Here is a 16,068-nt window from a genome sequence, read left to right as displayed (position 1 = left end):
GTGATCGTGGGAGCGCCCCACTTCTTCTCCAGCACGACGTTGCGGCCCTTGGGCCCCAGGGTCACCTTGACGGCGTCGGCGAGCTGGTTCATACCGCGCTCGAGGCCGCGCCGGGCGTCCTCGTCGAACGCGATCATCTTCGAAGCCATTCCTGCTCCTGTGGTCGATGGGGGTTTGCCGGGACGGCGCCCGCGACGGACGGCCCGCCGGGCGGGCGGACGGCCCGCCCGGCGGACCTCGCCGTCCTGGCACACGCCTTGCGGTTGGCACTCTCCAGGCGTGAGTGCCAGGCGTCTCGTCGTACTCTACCCACAACTTGCGTGGCGCGCACCTGGTGCGCGCCACGCAATATCGGGTAGGGTCGCGTCATGAACGACGACGCCATGGACCTCCGGGCGCGCAACCGGCAGGCCACCCGCGAGGCGATCAGCCACTCCGCGCTGCGCCTGGCCATCGAGCAGGGCCCTCACGGGCTGGCCATGGTCCGCGTGCACGACATCGCCACGGCCGCGGGTGTCTCACCCCGCACCTACAACAACTACTTCTCCAGCAGGGAGGAGGCGATCTGTTCCTTCCAGGCCGATCAGTCCAGGCGGGTGGGGCAGGCGCTGCGCTCCCGGCCCGCCGGCGAGCCGCTCGACCAGGCCGTCATCGCGGCCGTGGTCGAGCTCTACACCGACCCGGAGCCCGACAAGGCCGGCCTGCGCATGATCATGTCGACGCCCGCGCTGGAGGGCGAGGCGCTGAAGGCGTTCAGCATGGCGGAGGGCCCGCTCGCCGAGGCGATCGCGGCGCGCACCGGCGCCGACCTCTCGCGCGACCTGTTCCCCGCCGTCACGGCTGCGGCGGTGGCCGGCGCCATCCGGGTGGCCGGGCGGCGCTGGCTCGAGCCGGGCAACACCGACGCGTTCGCCGCCATCCTGCGCCGCGCCCTGTCGTGCGTCCTTCCCGCCGGGCCCGCCGAAGACCAGCGCGATCGGTGACCCGGCCGAAACGTGCCGGCCGGCTGCCACTGGGCGGCAGCGGATGGTGGACCGCGCGAGGTCCCGTGCAGGACGATGCCGGACGTGGTTCCCGAGGGCGGGCGCCGTCGGGGTTCGAGAGAGGACGACCGGGAGGTCCGCGGTGGCGAAGGTGGACGAGGACAGGATCGCGATTCGCGAGCTCGTGGAAAACTGGGCCTTGTGGCGTGACGCCGGTCTCTGGGAGCGGTTCGCCACGCTCTGGCATCCCGTGGACGGCTGGATGAGCGCCACCTGGTTCCAGGGGCCGGCCAATGAGTTCATCACGCGCAGCCGCGAGGGGTTCGAGGCCGGGGTGAGCATCCTGCACTTCCTCGGCGGTCACACGTGTGACGTGGCGGGGGAGCGGGCGGTGGCCCAGACCAAGATGACCATCAACCAGCGGGCGGCGGTCGACGGCGTGGAGGTGGACGTGGTCTGCACGGGCCGCTTCTACGACTTTCTCGCCGTCCACCACGGCGTCTGGAAGCTCGTACGCAGGCAGCCGATCTACGAGAAGGACCGGCTGGACGTCGTCGACCCGGCGGCGACGCTGGCCTTGGACGCCGAGCTGCTGGGGCGTTTCCCGGTCGGCTACCGCCACCTGGGCTATCTGCAGACCAAGGCGGGTTTCACCGTGAAGGGCGGCCTGCCCGGCCTGGTCGGCCCGGCCGTTCAGCGCCTGTATGACGAGGGCGCCGAGTGGCTGGCCGGTTCGCCCACGCCCGGCACCGTCTGAGCGCCCCCGGGCCAGTCCGGGGGCAGTCCCGGGTCAGTGGACGATCATCCACATCTGCTCCTCGTTGTAGTGCTCGGTGCGTGACAGCATCTCGAACTCGGTGGCCGGCACCACCTCGTCGCGGCGGCCATTGATCGCCCGGCCGTAGCCTGAGGGCCGCACAGGGCCGGCATCCCGCTGCGGGTGCCGTCCCGACGCGCTCGCGGGCTCGTTTCCCGAAAACGGGGGCGCAGCAGGACTGCCAGTGACGAAATGACGTCTAGCGCCGGGTATGCCCCAAATGGCGCGAATAACGACAATAACCGCGCTGGCCGCGTTGTACCGCACCGACCAGATCGACTTCCACCTGCGCAAGGGCCTGGACAACGGGCTGACCAAGGACGAACTGGTCGAGGCGATCACCCACCTGGCCTTCTACGCCGGCTGGCCGGCCGCCATGACCGCGATGAAGACCCTCAAGACCATCGTCGAGCAGGCCGAGGGCGACACCGGCTGACGCGGCCCCATGACCCGAGAGCGAGGAGCCATCATGCGAGGAGCCGTCTTTCACGCCCCCGGCGACGTGCGCTTGGAGGAGCGTCCCGCCCCGACGGTGGTCGATCCCGGCGATGCCGTCCTCCGTACCGTGGCCACCTGCGTGTGCGGGTCCGACCTGTGGTACTACCGTGGCATCACTCCGTTCCCCGAGTCCTCACCGATCGGGCACGAGTACGTCGGCGTCGTCGAGGAGGTCGGCGGCGAGGTCGCCACGATCAAGCCCGGCCAGTTCGTCATCGGCTCGTTCTTCGCCTCGGACAACACCTGCGCCAACTGCCGGGCCGGCTACCAGAGCTCGTGCCTGCACCGTGAGCTTATGCTCGGCTGCCAGGCCGAGCTGGTACGCGTCCCGCTGGCCGACGGCACCCTGGTGGCCACTCCCGGCGAGCCCGCCGCCGAGCTGGTGCCCACCCTCCTGACCCTGTCGGACGTCATGGGCACCGGCTGGTACGCCGCCGTGGCCGCCGAGGTCAAGCCCGGCGCGACCGTCGTCGTGGTCGGTGACGGCGCCGTCGGGCTGTGCGCTGTGCTGGCCGCCGCGCAACTCGGCGCCGAACGGGTGATCGCCATGAGCCGTCACGAGACGCGGCAGAAGCTCGCGAGCGCGTTCGGCGCCACCGACATCGTGACCGAGCGAGGGGACGAGGGCGTCGCCCGCGTCAAGGACATGACCGACGGAGTCGGCGCCGACTCCGTGCTGGAGTGCGTCGGCACCCACGAGTCGATGCTGCAGGCCCTGCGCTCGACCCGGCCCGGCGGCAACGTGGGCTTCGTCGGTGTCCCGCACGGAGCCGACCTCCCGGTCGAGGAGCTGTTCTACTCGCATGTCGGCCTGCGCGGCGGTCCCGCGCCGGTGCGCCGTTTCCTGCCCGACATGATCGAGCGGGCGTGGGACGGGCGGATCGACCCGGGCAGGGTGTTCGACCTGACGCTGCCGCTGGAGCAGGTCGCCGACGCCTACCGCGCCATGGACGAGCGCCGCGCCATCAAGGTGCTGCTGCGCCCCTGACCCGCGCGCGGTCAGGGGCGCGGACGTCGGACAGGACGTGCGGCGCGCGGGCGTTGATCTCAACCGTGGTTGAGGATGCAGGATGGGTGGTCAGGCCTCGCTTCGACCCCGAGGAGCACGTACGTGAGCAAGGACACCGGCTTCTACTCGATCATCGACTACACCGTTGACGGCTTCGACACCCAACGGGAGTTCGTGGAGGCGTTCGCGGAGATCATGGAGCGGTGGGTGCGTTTCCATCCCGGCTACCGGTCGGCCCGCTTCCACGTGAGCACCGACGGCACCCGCGTCTACAACATCGTGCGCTGGGCGAGCGAGGCGGACTACCGCCACTTCGTGGAAACGTCGGACACCGACGGCCGGATGGCCGCCATCAGCGGCGCCCTGGAGAGCCTGTCCGGCACGGCCGAACCCCGGATGAGCGGGATTCCCACCTACACCGTCGTGCGGGAGATCGGCCCCGGGCCACAGCACCTGGACTCCTGACCGCATCGGACATCCCGCCTCACGACAAAGGACCTTCATGCACGTCGAGATCTACGCCGATGTCCTGTGCCCGTGGTGCTACATCGGCAGGCGGCGCCTGACGGCGGCCCTGGAGACGGTCAACGACCGTGACCGGGTGCGGACCATCTGGCGCGGGTACGAGCTCTCACCGGAGGAAGGCCGGGTCCCGGGTCCGACCGCGGCCGAGGCCATGGCCGGATGGTGGGGCGCCCAGGCATCGGCCCGCGTGGCGCTGATCCGGTCCCTGGGCGCCGCGGAAGGGCTGGAGCTCAACCTGGAGCTGGCCCGGCCGGTGAACACCTTCGACGCGCACCGGCTGTGCCAGCTGGCCGCCGACCGGGGCCGGGCCGACCAGATGATGGAACGGCTGCTTCGCGCCTACCACACCGAAGGGCTCAACGTGGCCGACCCGCTGGTGCTGCGAGACCTGGCCCGCGACGCCGGCCTGGACGCCGATGAGGCGCAGGCCGTCCTGTCCGGTGCCGACTACGCCGAGGCGGTGCGGGCCGACCGGCGCCGCGCGGCCGAGTACGGCGTCACCGGAGTCCCCTCACTGGTGATCGACGGGCGGCCACCGGTCTCGGGCGTCCAGCCCGTGGCCGAGCTGCGCCGGCTCCTGAACCATGGTCTGACCAGCCCCTACGGTGCTCCGGCCAGGTCCGACCGGTCCGGCTGACCTGTCTTCCACGCCCGGTGCCGCGCTCAGGGCGTGCCGGTGTGGCGCGCGACGACCCCGGCCGCCAGCTCGGCTCCGTCGAACGCGCCGGAACGGGCGCGGCCGGCCAGGGTGCGGGCGATGATCCGGTCGGTGACCGAGGGCAGGTGCCGGGCCAGGAACAGCTCGACGGCTCCGCGCCGGGTGGTCGCCAGGTCGCGGCGCCGTCGACGGCCGAGCGCCGCGCGAAGCACCGCGTCGACCACGCCCTCCAGCGGCTCGTAACTGCTCAGGCCCTCCAGCGACAGGCCGGCGGCGGCGGTCGAGTCGTGGATGGGGCTGCGCACCGCCGACGGGTAGACGCACGAGACGGTGACGTGAGTGCCGATCTCCAGGCGCAGCGCGTCGGCGTACGCGACGAGCGCGCGTTTGGAGGCGCCGTACGCGGCCGCGAGAGGCAGCTGCATGACGGCCATCCGCGAGGAGAGCATGACGACCCGGCCACGGGATCGGACGAGGTCGTCCACGCAGGCGGCGGTGACACGCCAGGTGCCGAGCAGGTTGATGTCGAGCTGGCGGCGGGCCTCGGCTCCGGGCGGCAGCTCGGCCGGGGCGGGGCCGCCGACGCCGGCGTTGTTGATCAGCAGGTCGAGGCCGCCGAGTTTCGCGATGGCGGCCGACACGGCGGCGGGCACGCCGGCGTCGTCGGTGATGTCGCAGGCCAGGACCTCGACCGGGTCGTCCGAGCGCGGGTTCAGATCCAGGCCGACGACGTGCGCGCCGAGCCCGGCCAGCCGGGCGCTGATCGCCCGGCCGAACGTGCCGGACGCGCCGGTGACGATGACGCGCAGGCCGCGCGCGTCCCGGCGGCGACCGGTCGTCCGGCCAGGAGCGGCGGGGGAGGTAGGGGAGGCGGGGGAAGTGCTCACGCGCGGGTCTCCTCGCGGCGGGTAGGGGTGAACGGCCGGGCGCCGCGCAGCAGCCGCGCCCGGCCGGCCTTCGTCTCGCGCGGCAGCGCGGCGACGTAGCGGTCGAAGTCGACGCGCATGGCCGGTCGCCGGTCGCCCCAACGCTCGGTGGCGGCGCGCAGCGCGCGGGCGACGGAGCGCCGCTGCTCGGCCGCGGAGGGCAGCGCGTAGCGGCCGGACAGGTGGGCGGCGACCAGCTTGGCCTGGGCTTCGACGATGGGCAGGGCCGCGCCGGTCGACTGCATGAGCCCGACGAAGGCCAGACTCGGATCCCGCAGGTGGAAGATCCGCTGGTACAGCGGCAGCCGTTCCGGATCGTCGCCGAGCCAGTGTGAGGTGAGGAAGGGCATGGTCACGCGGTAGCCGGTGGCCCAGACGATCACGTCGACCGGGTCGGAGGCGCCGTCCGCGAAGACGACGCGCCCGCCGTCGAGACGGTCGATGCCCGGCCGGGGGGCCACCTCGCCGTGGGTGAGGCGGTGCAGGATGGTGTCGCTGATCGTGGGGTGGTTCTGGAAGAGGCCGCCCGAGGGGGCGGGCAGCCCGTACCTCTGCGGGGTGCCGACGGCCAGTCTGAGCAGGGTCTCGGCGATGCGCTGGCGCACCCGCCAGGGCAGCGCCGACATGGCGGCGCCGGTCGCGTCGGCGGGCCGGCCGAACAGGTACTTCGGCACGATGTGCACGCCGTGACGGGCCGAGAGCAGGACGGGCCCGCGCGCGACGTGGGAGGCGTCGACGGCGATGTCCATCGCGGAGTTGCCCATGCCCACCACCAGCACCCGCCGGTCGCGGAAGACGTCGGGGGTGCGGTAGTCGTGGGCGTGCATCTGGATGCCGGCGAACGTGCCGGGGTAGCCGGGCTCCGGCAGGCGCGGGTCCCAGTTGTGGCCGTTGGCCACGGCGACGGCGTCGTAGCGGCCGGCCTCGCCCGATGCGGTGGTCACGGTCCAGGAGTGTCCGGCGTCGTCGCGCTCGACGGAGCCGACCGTGGCGCCGAACCGCAGGTGCGGGGTGAGGCCGAAGGTCTCGGCGTAGTCGGCGAGGTAGCCGGCCACCTGGCCGGCCGACGGATAGTCGGGCCACTCGGCGGGCATCGGGAAGTCGGCGAACTCGGTGCGGCCCTTGCTGGTGTTGAGGTGCAGGGAGGCGTAGGCGGGGGACAGGCCGCTGCCGTTGTCGCCGGCCCACAGGCCGCCGGGCCGGTCGCCCTTCTCGTACGTGACGACGTCGAGGCCGGCGTCGAGCAGGGCCTTGGTCGTGGCGAGTCCGGCCGCTCCGGCGCCGATCACGGCGACACGGCAGGCAGGGAGCATGGGGGCGTTCTCCTCGAAGGGCGCGGCTACGTCAGAGAGCGGGGCTATGTCAGAGGGCGGGCTACGTCGGAGGGCGGGCTACGTCGGAGGGCGGGGCGAGTGGGGCCACCGTCCGCCTGCGGGTAAGTGTTGTGGCAGTTTCCAACGTATGGCCTGATCGCGGCCTGGGCCATGGTGCTCCTTACGGTTTTGCCGCCCGAGGTTGTGACGGATCACAACCTCGGGCACGATCGCGGGGTGGACTCTCGCGACGACTGGACCCCCGTGGTCGACCTCATCGAACGGATCGCCGGCGACGCCGACCTGATGGCGTCAGTCGCGTCCGTGGTGCGGGCGAAGGTGCGGGAGATCGCCGTCCTGCCCTCGCCCGACATCGCCGGGCACACCCGCGCGCTGCTCGTCGCGGCGACCCGGGCGCTGGCGGCCAGGCGCGGCCCGACGGAGGCGGAGCTGTCGTTCGTGGAGGAGCTCGCCGTCACGCGGGCCCGGCAGGGCGTGCCCATCGAGGCGGTTCTGGGAGCCATCCACGTGGCCGAGCGGGCGATCTGGTCACGGGCGCGGGAGGTCGCCGGCGCGGCAGGGGTCGGCCCTGACCGCCTGCTGGACGCGCGCGAGCTGTACGACGACTGGGCGGAGGCCATGCGGGCCCGGCTGATCGCGGCGCACCATGCCACGAAGGCGGGGCAGGGCCCGCGCACCTGGGATCGGGAGGCGTCGATCCTGCGCCGCCTGCTCGACGGAGGTTCGGCGGCCGCGCTGGCGGCGGCCGAGGCGGGCCTGCCGGTCACCGGCGGCCTGTGGGTGGTGGCCGCCCGTCCGGGCGAGGCCGCGACGGGCCTGGAGCGTTCGCTGCGCGAGCAGCCCCCGGTGCTGTGCGCGGTGGTGGACGGCCTGCTGGTCGGGGTGCTCGGCCGCGCTCCGTCGAGCCGCGCCGCCAGGGCGGGGGCGGTGGCCGGGCTCGCCGGTCCGGCCGACCCGGAGGACCTGGCGACCGTACGGCGCCTGGCGGTCGCCGCGCTGAACGCCGCCGAGTCGACGGGCCGGGACGGCGTGGTGCACGTCGCCAGGGTGCCGGCGCTGGCCGCGATGGCCGACCGGACCGAGCTGGCGGCGGTGCTGCTCGACCATCACCGGCCTGCGTGGACGGCACTCGGCACGCGGGCCGAGCCGGTCGCCCGTGCGGTGTGCGCCTGGCTGGAGGCCGACCGCGACGTGGCCACGGCGGCCGAGCGGCTGTTCGTGCACCCCAACACGGTGCGCAACCGGCTGCAGCGCTTCGCCGACGTCACCGGCATCGACCCGTACGCGACGTTCGGCGCGGTGGACGCCTGGTGGCTGTGCCACGCCTGGCTGACCCGGGCCTGACCGTCCTGCCGCTCGACGGCGAGACCGGCTACCGCTGACCGGCCGCCCTTGATTCGGTGATGAGCCTGAAGGTCACCGCCGACGCCCACAGCCAGATCAGCGCCCCGCCGAGCAGCAGCCATCGCAGGTCCGCCAGAGGGAAGGCGGCGAACCCGAGGACGAGGTAGGCCGGCGCGGTCACCAGGCAGTAGGCCGCCCACCCGCGCTGCCCGAGCCGGACGAAACGGCGGGCGAAGACCAGGCAGGCCACGATCAGGGTCAGGCCGGTGAAGACCGGGGCCAGGTTGTGCAGCATGCCGTGCCAGCTCGGCTCGCTCACCACGTCAGGCGTGCCGGGTGGGAAGCCGGCGGCCGGATCGGTGGGAAACACGCCGCCCCAGATCAGCCCGAACCCGTACAGACCGATCAGTAACGGCCCCCACGTTCCGGCGGGACCCGGATGCAGCAGGCGCCGCAGGCCGACGGCCGAGACCAGCACCAGCAGGCCGGAGACGACGAAGTTGGCCGTCTGGATCCAGCCGTGATCGCCCAGGCTCAGCTGGCTGAGCGCGTGGCGCACGGGATCGAACCCGTCGCGGGTGAGCTCCTGGAGGACGACCGTGGCGACGAACAGCGGGCCGGCGGCGACGCCGCACCACAGCAGGGCCGTCGTCGAGGCTGCTGCGGGTGCCGTCTCGAGCGCTCGCGGGGCGTGACTCATGTGCACTCCTTTCATCGGGATGCGCGTACCTTTTCAAAAGGAATCTTGAATATAAAAATCAATTTTGTCAATGCGTCATCGCGATCCCCGTCCGGGATGACCGCTCACCCTCCGCCGCGGCGACGACGGGTGAGCCGAGGGTGCCCGGCCGGTCGGTCAGTCCTTGAGCCGCATGGCCGGATCGGCCGTGCGGACGAAGCCCAGCGAGCGGTAGAGCGGCTCACCCTGCGTGGAGGCGCGCAGGTGGACGGCGGTGATCCCGCGGTCGCGATACCAGTCGAGCAGTGCCGTCACGCAGAGCCGCGAGTAGCCCCGTCGCCGGTAGGCCAGATCGGTCACGACGTTGAAGACGTATCCGGACACTCCGCTGGGATTCCTCGGGCCGCCGAGCCGGAACTCCACGGCCCCCACCGCGCAGGCCGCCAGCTCGCCCGGCCGGTCGGGGCGTTCCACGACGAACGCGACCATCGACGGGTCCGGCTCGTCCAGCCGGCGGCGCAGCGCCTCCACGGCGCTCCGCATCCACGCGTCGCCCTCGGACTCCTGGCCCGGCAGGTCGGCGAACATCACGCCCCGCAGTCGTACCAACTCCGCGGCGTCCGCCGCCGTCGCCCTCCGCGCGTCACCCATCCGCCAGACCTTAGCCGCTCGGCCTCGCGCGGGGCCGAGCGGTCCGGGGTCGGCGGTCCGGCTCACGCCGCTCGACGTGCCGTCCGCCGCCCTGGGCGAGGGCACCCGCGACCCGGCGCCGGGCGAAACGCTCAGGTGGCCGGACGGGCGAGCCACTCCGCGAAGCGGGTCTCGGCGATGCGCGCCTCGCCGACGGGGACGAGGGTGTCCTCGACCAGTTCGATGCCGAAGTAGCGCGCGTGAGGGTCGGGCACCACCTCGCGCGGATCGCGCCACGCGCTCAGGCCGCGCCGTACGAGGTCGTCGAGACGGAACCGTTCGGGCCCGGCCACCTCGACGACGCCGTTCACCGGCGGGCCGACGGCCACGGCGGCCACGGCGTCGGCGATGTCGCCGGCCGCGATGGGCTGGATGAACGCGGTCGGCACGCGGATCACGTCACCATCGGAGCCCGCCTCGGCGATGCTCTTGACGAACTCGAAGAACTGCGTCGCCCGGACGATCGAGTATTGGATCGAGGAGCCCTTGATCAGCTCCTCCTGCGCGGCCTTCGCGCGGAAGTAGCCGCTCTCGGACAGCCGCTCGGTGCCCACCACGGACAGCGCGACGTGATGTCCGACGCCCGCCTCCGCCTCCGCGGCGAGCAGGTTGCCGGTCGACGTCCTGAAGAAGTCCAGCGCCACCGCGTCCTCGAAGGAGGGCGAGTTGGACACGTCGACGACCACCGACGCGCCCTCCAAAGCCTCCGCCAGTCCGGCGCCGGTGACGGTGTCGACGCCCGAGGACGGCGACGCGGGCACCGCCTCGTGACCGCCCTCGCGCAGGTCGTTCACCACTTTCCTGCCGATGAGCCCACTGCCGCCGATGACCACGATCTTCATGGGATCCCCCCGTTGCCCCTGTCGACCCGGAGAGATCTCCGCACCGCTCACCGGTCGTTTCTGACACCTTTCAAACGGTTGACATCCTCCCCTTCGTCAGCGAGGAGGAATCCCGAGGCCGCGGTTGAGGGGTCCTGTCTCAACTCCGGCCCTCGCGCCGGCGGGACGCGGTGTGCCCCGTCGCGCTGCGTGTCGTCACAGCGCGGGAGCGAGGCCGGTCACGGCGTCGCCGATCCGGCCGCGCCACAGGCGGGCCTGTTTGGGCATGTTCCAGCCGAGGACGCCGGTGATGGTGGCGTTGCGGTGGTAGAGCGCGACGAAGCGGCGTTCGGCCGGGTCGCCGTCCACGACGGTCGGCTCGGCGCCGGCGGACGGGGTCCCGTGGACGTGGATCCTGGCGTCGAACTGGTCGGTCCAGAAGTAGGGCACGGGGCGGTAGGGGCGGTCGTCGCCCAGGATGCAGGACGCGACCAGGCCGCCCTGTTCGGTGGCGTTGGTGCGGTTCTCCAGCCTGATCAGGGTGCCGGCCAGCCAGCCGGTCTCGGGCACGGCCCCGATCGCGACCACGACCACGTCGGCCGGCAGCACCTCGCCGGTGCCGAGGCGCACGCCCGTCACCCGCCCGTCGTGCCCGTCCAGCCCGCTGACGCCGGCGCCCGGCCGCAGCCGCACGCCGCGCTCGGCGTGCAGGTCGGCGAGCAGCCCCGCGATCATCGGTCCGAGCCGGCCGGCCAGAGGCGCGGGCTCGGGGCCGGCCAGCGTGACCGCCGCGCCCAGCTCGCACGCGGTGGCGGCGATCTCGGCGCCGAGCACCCCGTCGCCGACCACCACCAGCCGCGCCGGATCCCGCAGGTCGGCCCGCAGGTCGGCCCGCAGCGCGAGCGCGTCGTCGAGGGTGCGCAGCACGTGCACCCCGGCCAGCCCGGCCTGCCCGGGCAGCGTGCGCGGGCGCAGCCCCGTGGCGACCACCACGGCGCCGGCGCGCAGGGTGCGGCCGGACGCGGTGTGGACGGCGCGCCGCTCCACGTCCAGCCCGACGGCCGGGTCACCGAGCAGGAACTCGGCGCCCAGGGCCGACAGCGCCTCCCGTGGCCGCAACCGGGCCCGGTCAGGGGCCCAGGCGCCGGACAGGACCTGCTTGGACAGGGGCGGCCGATCGTAGGGCAGGTGCGGCTCGGCGCCCAGGACGGTCAGGCCGCCCTGGTAGCCCTTGCGCCGCAACGCCTCGGCCGTGGCGAGCCCGGCGGCGGAGGCGCCGACCACCACGACATCGGCGGGAACGCTCACCCGGCGTCGCTCAGTTCGATGGCGGACGCGGGGCAGACGGCCGCGGCCTCGCGCACCGTCGCATGCAGGTGCTCGGCTGGCTCGGCCTCCAGCAGGACCACGATCCCGTCGTCCTCACGCTGGTCGAACACCTCCGGCGCGAGCAGCACGCACTGGCCGGCGCCGCAGCACCTGGCCTCGTCCACGGTGACTTTCATCAGGGGGTTCCTCTCCGTATCAGGTCGGGTCGGGTGTGACGGGGGCCGTCCACACCGCCACGATCGCGTCGATCAGCCCGGTCGCCGCGCCGTGCCAGCCGGCGCGGGGAGTGGGCATGCCGTCGGCGAGCGCGCGCTCGCGTTCGGCGCACATGTGCAGCAGCAACTGCGTCGCCATGTCACCGCGTTCGGCCCGCACCTCGGGCGGCAGCGCGGGCAGGCAGCGGTTGAGCCCGTCGAGGATGTCCAGGAGCGTGGGCGAGGTGAGCGCCTCGTCGATCATGATGTCGCGCAGGGCGGGATCGGTCAGCACCTGGACGCTGAACCGGGCGAACCAGGTGGGGTTGCCCAGGGCGGCCAGGTGCTCGGTGAACGGGCGCACCAGGCAGGCCACCCAGTGCCGTACCTCAGCGGAGTCGCCGGCCTCGGCCAGCATGCGGGTGCGGATGCGCTCGATCGGCTCCACGTGCTTGCGCACGATCGCGCGCACCAGGTCGGTCTTGGTGCCGAAGTGGTAGCCGACCGCGGCGTTGTTGCCCTGTCCGGCGGCCTCGCTGACCTGGCGGTTGGACACGGCGAACACCCCGTGCTCGGCGAACAACCGCTCCGCCGCCGCCAGGATCTGCCCGCGCGTCGCGTTGACCCGCTCGGCCCGGGCCGCCATCCTCACCACCGCACCGGGACTTCGCGCAACCCCCCGACGACCAGGCCGTCCACCTTCGGCAGCTCGTCCACCGGCACGGCGAGCTCCAGGGTCGGCAGCCTGCGCAGCAGCACCTCCAGCACGACCTGCAGCTCGGTCCGGGCGAGCGCCTGGCCCAGGCAGGAGTGCGCCCCGGAGCCGAAGGACAGGTGCGGATTGGGGCTGCGGCTCAGGTCCATCTCGTCGGCGCCGTCGAAGACGCTCTCGTCGCGGTTGGCCGCGGCCATGCTGCAGATCACCGTCGTACCGCGCGGCAGCACCGTCCCGCCGACCTCGGTCTCCTCGCGGAGGTAGCGCGGCAGCCCGAAGCCCGAGTTGGCGTCGAACCGCAACGACTCCTCCACGGCCGTGCGCACCAGCGACCGGTCGGCCAGCAGACGCTCCCAGCGGGTGCGGTCGGCCAGCAGCATGCCGACCATCTTGCCGATCATGTTGGCGGTGGTCTCGTGCCCGGCCACCAGCAGCGCGATGCCGGTGACCAGCAGCTCGACGTCGGACAGGCCGCCGCCGTCGGCGTCCGCGCTCCTGATCAGCTCGCTGATCAGGTCCTCGCCCGGCTGCTCCCGCTTGGCGGCGACGTGCTCGGACATGTACTGGGCGAACTCGGCCTGCGCGGCGTCGATCTCCACCTTGGCGAACTTGGTCAGGTTGAGCATCGTGTCGGACCAGTACGCGAACCTGTCGCGGTCGGCGGCGGGCACCCCGAGCAGGTCGCAGATCACGTACACGGGCAGCGGGAAGCCGAGGCTCGCCTTGAGATCGGCGGGCCGGCCGAGCTTGACCATGTCGTCGATGAGCTGGTCGGCCATCTCCTCCATCACGGGCCGCAGCGCGGCCATCCGCTTGGCGGTGAACCACTTGCCGACCAGCCGCCGCCAGCGCTGGTGCCCCTCGCCGCTGTCGGGGATCACCTGCGCCATCTCGCTGCTGAACAGCCCGCCCGAGTCGTCGGCCGACAGCCGCGCCGCGTCGTCGGCGTTGAGCAGCCGGGTGAAGCGCGGATCGGCCAGCACCTGCTTGACGTCGTCGTAGCGGGTCAGCAGGGACGCCTCGTCCCCGCTGGGCAACTCCACCCGCGCGACCGGGCACTGCCGCCGCAGCCGCGCCCACTCGGCCGGCGGCTCCAGCGGCGCGTCGTTGGGGATGGGATAGCTCAGCGTCTTCTTACCGTGGTCCTGGCTCATTGTCACCTTTCGGGTCAGCCTCCGTCGTCAGGCAACCAGAGCGGCCAATTCAAAGTCAAGCGACTGACTTAAAACCTTGGCCAAGACCCGGCTGTGCGACCATGGTGCGAAACCGCCTCTCGTGATGAGTGACCGTCGATGGTGCGCACCTTGGTCGTCCTCCTGGTGACAGCGGCGCTGCTGGCCGGGCTGTTGTGGGCGGTCCAGCGCCGGCTGATCTACCTGCGCGACCGCGGGCCGGTGCCGCGTGCCGCCGACGTGATCCAGGGGGCGCGCGACGTGTCGTTCACCACGGACGACGGGGTCCGGCTCGGCGCCTGGTTCGTCCCCGGCGACCACGACGTGACCGTGCTGATCGCGGGCGGCAACGCGGGCAACCGGCTGGACCGCGCGGCGCTGGCCCGCGCCCTCGCCGCGCGGGGGCTGCCGGTGCTGCTGATGGACTACCGCGGCTACGGCGGCAATCCCGGCAGCCCGACCGAGGAAGGCCTGCACCTCGACGTCCTCGCCGCCCGCCGGTTCCTCGGGGACACGCGGATCGTCTACTTCGGCGAGAGCCTCGGCGCGGCGGTGGTGACCAGGCTCGCCACCGAGCACCCGCCGGACGGGCTGGTGCTCCGCTCGCCCTTCACCGACCTCGCGGCGGCGGGCCAGGTCAACTACCCCTACCTGCCGGTCCGGCCGCTGCTGCGCGACCGCTTCCCGGTCGCCGAGCGGCTCGCCACCGTACGAGCGCCCACCATGATCCTGTACGGGACGGGCGACACGATCGTGCCCCCACGGCTGAGCAGGGCGGTCGCCGAGGCCGCCGGGGGAGAGGTCACCCTGGTCGAGGTGCCGGGAGCGGGCCACAACGACCCCGTCCTCCTGGACGGCCCGGACGTGGTCGGCGCGGTGGTGGACCTGGCCCACCGGATCGCCGGCGGCCGTTGAACCACCCGCCCCCGGCGACCGGCGCGACCACTCACCCGCCGTACGGACGCGTGATGATCTCCAGATTGTGGCCGTCCGGGTCGGACCAGTAGAGGCCGCGGCCGCCGTCGTGGGTGTTGACGGTGCCGGGCTGGTCGTGGCGCGGGTCGGCCCAGAACGTGAGGCCGCGACCCTTGATCCGGTCCCAGATCTGGTCGAACTCCTCCTCCGTGACCAGGAAGGCGTAGTGCTGCGGGTGCACCGGACCGCCGCTCTGCATCACGTCCAGGGAGACGCCGTTGCCCAGCTCGACCACGCGGAACGGGCCGAACAGGGGCGCGGGCTCCAGCCCCAGCAGATCGGTCAGGAAGGCCGCGGTGCCGTCGCGGTCGGTGGATTCGACGATGGTGTGGTTCAGCTGCACGGCCATGGCGCGGCCCCCTCCGCTCGCTCCGGGTCTTCCTCGAACCTAACCCGGGCCCGGCGCGGGCGGCACTCCGCCACGCGGCACCCGCCTTAGGGGTGATAAATCCGGCGACTCCGGCGAGCGACCGGGGTAGAGTTCCAGAGTCCTGTCGTCTCCGATAGAGGTGGACGTTGCGCATCTGAGGTCCGCGATCACCGCGCGGTACGGCCTGGGCCGTACGCGTCACCCCGCGGCCGGCTTTCCCGGCCCCGTGACCCCGCGTGGAATGCGACCTCGGTGCATGAGCCATCCTCACCCTTCGGAGGGCCGCCGCACCCTTCTTCCGGCCCGGTCGCCGCGTGGTGCTCGCACACGAAGTCCCCATCCACCGCGTGCGACTGCGAGAAACCATCATGACCAATCCCGTCAACGCCTCCGTGACCTGCTCCGCCCTGTCCTTCCGGTGGCCAGACGGCACGACCGTCCTCGACGGGCTCTCCCTCAGCATCGGCCGGGGCCGCGTCGGCCTGGTCGGCGCCAACGGCTCGGGCAAGTCCACCCTGCTGCGGCTGCTGGCCGGCCGGCTGCGCCCCTCCCAGGGGTCGGTGGCCGTGGGCGGTGACCTCGCCTACCTGCCGCAGAACCTCACGCTCGACACGACCCTGCGCGTCGACCAGGCGCTGGGCATCGCCGAGCGGCGCGCCGCGCTGCGCGCCATCGAGGCCGGAGACGTGCGCGAGGAGCACTTCGAGATCGTCGGCGACGACTGGGACGTCGAGGAGCGGGCACTGGCGACGCTGGGCTCGCTCGGGCTCGGCGACGTCGAGCTGGACCGCACCGTGGGGCGGCTGTCCGGCGGCGAGACCGTCCTGCTGCGGCTGGCCGCGCTGTTGCTGGAGCGTCCCGACGTGCTGCTGCTCGACGAGCCGACCAACAACCTCGACCTGTTCGCGCGCCGCCGGCTGTACGAGGCCGTCGACTCCTGGCGTTCCGGCGTGCTGGTCGTGGTCAGCCACGACCGTGACCTGCTGGAACGGGTGGACCGCATCGCCGAGCTGCGTGCCGGTACGGTCA

19 protein-coding genes and 1 pseudogene are annotated in these 16,068 nt (G+C 72.8%); 9 read left to right on the top strand and 11 right to left on the bottom strand.

What is annotated here, in order from left to right:
* Nucleotides 1–368: 368 nt before the first annotated feature.
* Together IEY82_RS19955 and IEY82_RS19950 are read left to right on the top strand one after the other, a co-directional pair.
* Complete coding sequence (locus tag IEY82_RS19955; RefSeq protein ID WP_189125659.1) at nt 369–983, top strand: TetR/AcrR family transcriptional regulator; 615 nt, start codon at nt 369–371, stop codon at nt 981–983.
* Nucleotides 984–1,125: 142 nt separating this feature from the next.
* Entirely contained in the window at nt 1,126–1,740 is a 615-nt protein-coding gene (locus tag IEY82_RS19950) for a nuclear transport factor 2 family protein (RefSeq protein WP_225263392.1), read from the top strand.
* 33 nt (nt 1,741–1,773) lie between these two features.
* Here the strand turns inward: IEY82_RS19950 and IEY82_RS39930 are convergent, their stop codons facing one another.
* A complete protein-coding gene (locus IEY82_RS39930; protein ID WP_263648261.1) occupies nt 1,774–1,902 on the bottom strand; it encodes a hypothetical protein in 129 nt (42 codons plus the stop codon).
* Nucleotides 1,903–2,020: 118 nt separating this feature from the next.
* Between IEY82_RS39930 and IEY82_RS19945 the strand changes: the two genes are divergently transcribed.
* From IEY82_RS19945 to IEY82_RS19930, 4 genes are all read left to right on the top strand, one after another.
* Nucleotides 2,021–2,236 carry a carboxymuconolactone decarboxylase family protein gene (locus IEY82_RS19945; protein ID WP_225263390.1) on the top strand — a complete coding sequence of 72 codons (216 nt, stop codon included), beginning with the start codon at nt 2,021–2,023 and terminating at the stop codon, nt 2,234–2,236.
* Nucleotides 2,237–2,269: 33 nt separating this feature from the next.
* Nucleotides 2,270–3,286, top strand: coding sequence for a zinc-dependent alcohol dehydrogenase family protein (locus IEY82_RS19940; RefSeq protein WP_189125656.1), 1,017 nt, complete (start codon nt 2,270–2,272; stop codon nt 3,284–3,286).
* Nucleotides 3,287–3,409: 123 nt separating this feature from the next.
* Entirely contained in the window at nt 3,410–3,772 is a 363-nt protein-coding gene (locus IEY82_RS19935; protein ID WP_189125655.1) for an antibiotic biosynthesis monooxygenase, read from the top strand.
* A gap of 37 nt (nt 3,773–3,809) precedes the next feature.
* Nucleotides 3,810–4,469: a DsbA family oxidoreductase gene (locus tag IEY82_RS19930; protein WP_189125654.1), complete on the top strand. Its 660-nt coding sequence runs from the start codon at nt 3,810–3,812 to the stop codon at nt 4,467–4,469.
* Between the two features lie 26 nt (nt 4,470–4,495).
* Here the strand turns inward: IEY82_RS19930 and IEY82_RS19925 are convergent, their stop codons facing one another.
* Both IEY82_RS19925 and IEY82_RS19920 read right to left on the bottom strand, forming a co-directional pair.
* Nucleotides 4,496–5,377 carry an SDR family NAD(P)-dependent oxidoreductase gene (locus IEY82_RS19925; RefSeq protein WP_225263380.1) on the bottom strand — a complete coding sequence of 294 codons (882 nt, stop codon included), beginning with the start codon at nt 5,375–5,377 and terminating at the stop codon, nt 4,496–4,498.
* Nucleotides 5,374–6,729, bottom strand: a complete 1,356-nt coding sequence (locus IEY82_RS19920; protein WP_189125653.1) for a flavin-containing monooxygenase — start codon at nt 6,727–6,729, stop codon at nt 5,374–5,376. The genes IEY82_RS19925 and IEY82_RS19920 overlap by 4 nt, the downstream gene beginning before the upstream one ends.
* 237 nt (nt 6,730–6,966) lie before the next feature.
* Between IEY82_RS19920 and IEY82_RS19915 the strand changes: the two genes are divergently transcribed.
* Nucleotides 6,967–8,094 (top strand): helix-turn-helix domain-containing protein, encoded by a 1,128-nt coding sequence (locus tag IEY82_RS19915; protein WP_225263378.1) that lies wholly within the window; start codon nt 6,967–6,969, stop codon nt 8,092–8,094.
* A gap of 28 nt (nt 8,095–8,122) precedes the next feature.
* Here the strand turns inward: IEY82_RS19915 and IEY82_RS19910 are convergent, their stop codons facing one another.
* From IEY82_RS19910 to IEY82_RS19880, 7 genes are all read right to left on the bottom strand, one after another.
* Entirely contained in the window at nt 8,123–8,794 is a 672-nt protein-coding gene (locus tag IEY82_RS19910; protein ID WP_189125651.1) for a DUF998 domain-containing protein, read from the bottom strand.
* A 156-nt stretch (nt 8,795–8,950) separates the two neighbouring features.
* A complete protein-coding gene (locus tag IEY82_RS19905; protein WP_189125650.1) occupies nt 8,951–9,424 on the bottom strand; it encodes a GNAT family N-acetyltransferase in 474 nt (157 codons plus the stop codon).
* Nucleotides 9,425–9,555: 131 nt separating this feature from the next.
* Entirely contained in the window at nt 9,556–10,305 is a 750-nt protein-coding gene (locus tag IEY82_RS19900) for an SDR family oxidoreductase (protein WP_189125649.1), read from the bottom strand.
* A 195-nt stretch (nt 10,306–10,500) separates the two neighbouring features.
* Nucleotides 10,501–11,592, bottom strand: a complete 1,092-nt coding sequence (locus tag IEY82_RS19895) for an NAD(P)/FAD-dependent oxidoreductase (RefSeq protein ID WP_189125648.1) — start codon at nt 11,590–11,592, stop codon at nt 10,501–10,503.
* Complete coding sequence (locus IEY82_RS19890) at nt 11,589–11,789, bottom strand: ferredoxin (protein ID WP_189125647.1); 201 nt, start codon at nt 11,787–11,789, stop codon at nt 11,589–11,591. The genes IEY82_RS19895 and IEY82_RS19890 overlap by 4 nt, the downstream gene beginning before the upstream one ends.
* A gap of 19 nt (nt 11,790–11,808) precedes the next feature.
* Entirely contained in the window at nt 11,809–12,453 is a 645-nt protein-coding gene (locus tag IEY82_RS19885; protein ID WP_189125683.1) for a TetR/AcrR family transcriptional regulator, read from the bottom strand.
* A 2-nt stretch (nt 12,454–12,455) separates the two neighbouring features.
* Nucleotides 12,456–13,676 carry a cytochrome P450 gene (locus IEY82_RS19880; RefSeq protein WP_189125646.1) on the bottom strand — a complete coding sequence of 407 codons (1,221 nt, stop codon included), beginning with the start codon at nt 13,674–13,676 and terminating at the stop codon, nt 12,456–12,458.
* A gap of 138 nt (nt 13,677–13,814) precedes the next feature.
* Between IEY82_RS19880 and IEY82_RS19875 the strand changes: the two genes are divergently transcribed.
* Complete coding sequence (locus IEY82_RS19875; RefSeq protein WP_189125645.1) at nt 13,815–14,609, top strand: alpha/beta hydrolase; 795 nt, start codon at nt 13,815–13,817, stop codon at nt 14,607–14,609.
* A gap of 31 nt (nt 14,610–14,640) precedes the next feature.
* Here the strand turns inward: IEY82_RS19875 and IEY82_RS19870 are convergent, their stop codons facing one another.
* Nucleotides 14,641–15,018 carry a VOC family protein gene (locus IEY82_RS19870; protein WP_189125644.1) on the bottom strand — a complete coding sequence of 126 codons (378 nt, stop codon included), beginning with the start codon at nt 15,016–15,018 and terminating at the stop codon, nt 14,641–14,643.
* Nucleotides 15,019–15,407: 389 nt separating this feature from the next.
* Between IEY82_RS19870 and IEY82_RS40370 the strand changes: the two are divergent.
* Nucleotides 15,408–16,001: pseudogene (locus IEY82_RS40370) on the top strand (ATP-binding cassette domain-containing protein); the annotation flags it as partial.
* Between the last annotated feature and the right edge of the window lie 67 nt (nt 16,002–16,068).

The organism is Nonomuraea cavernae (assembly GCF_014646355.1).
Taxonomy (GTDB): domain Bacteria; phylum Actinomycetota; class Actinomycetes; order Streptosporangiales; family Streptosporangiaceae; genus Nonomuraea; species Nonomuraea cavernae.
This window is presented reverse-complemented; position numbering and strand designations above follow the sequence as displayed.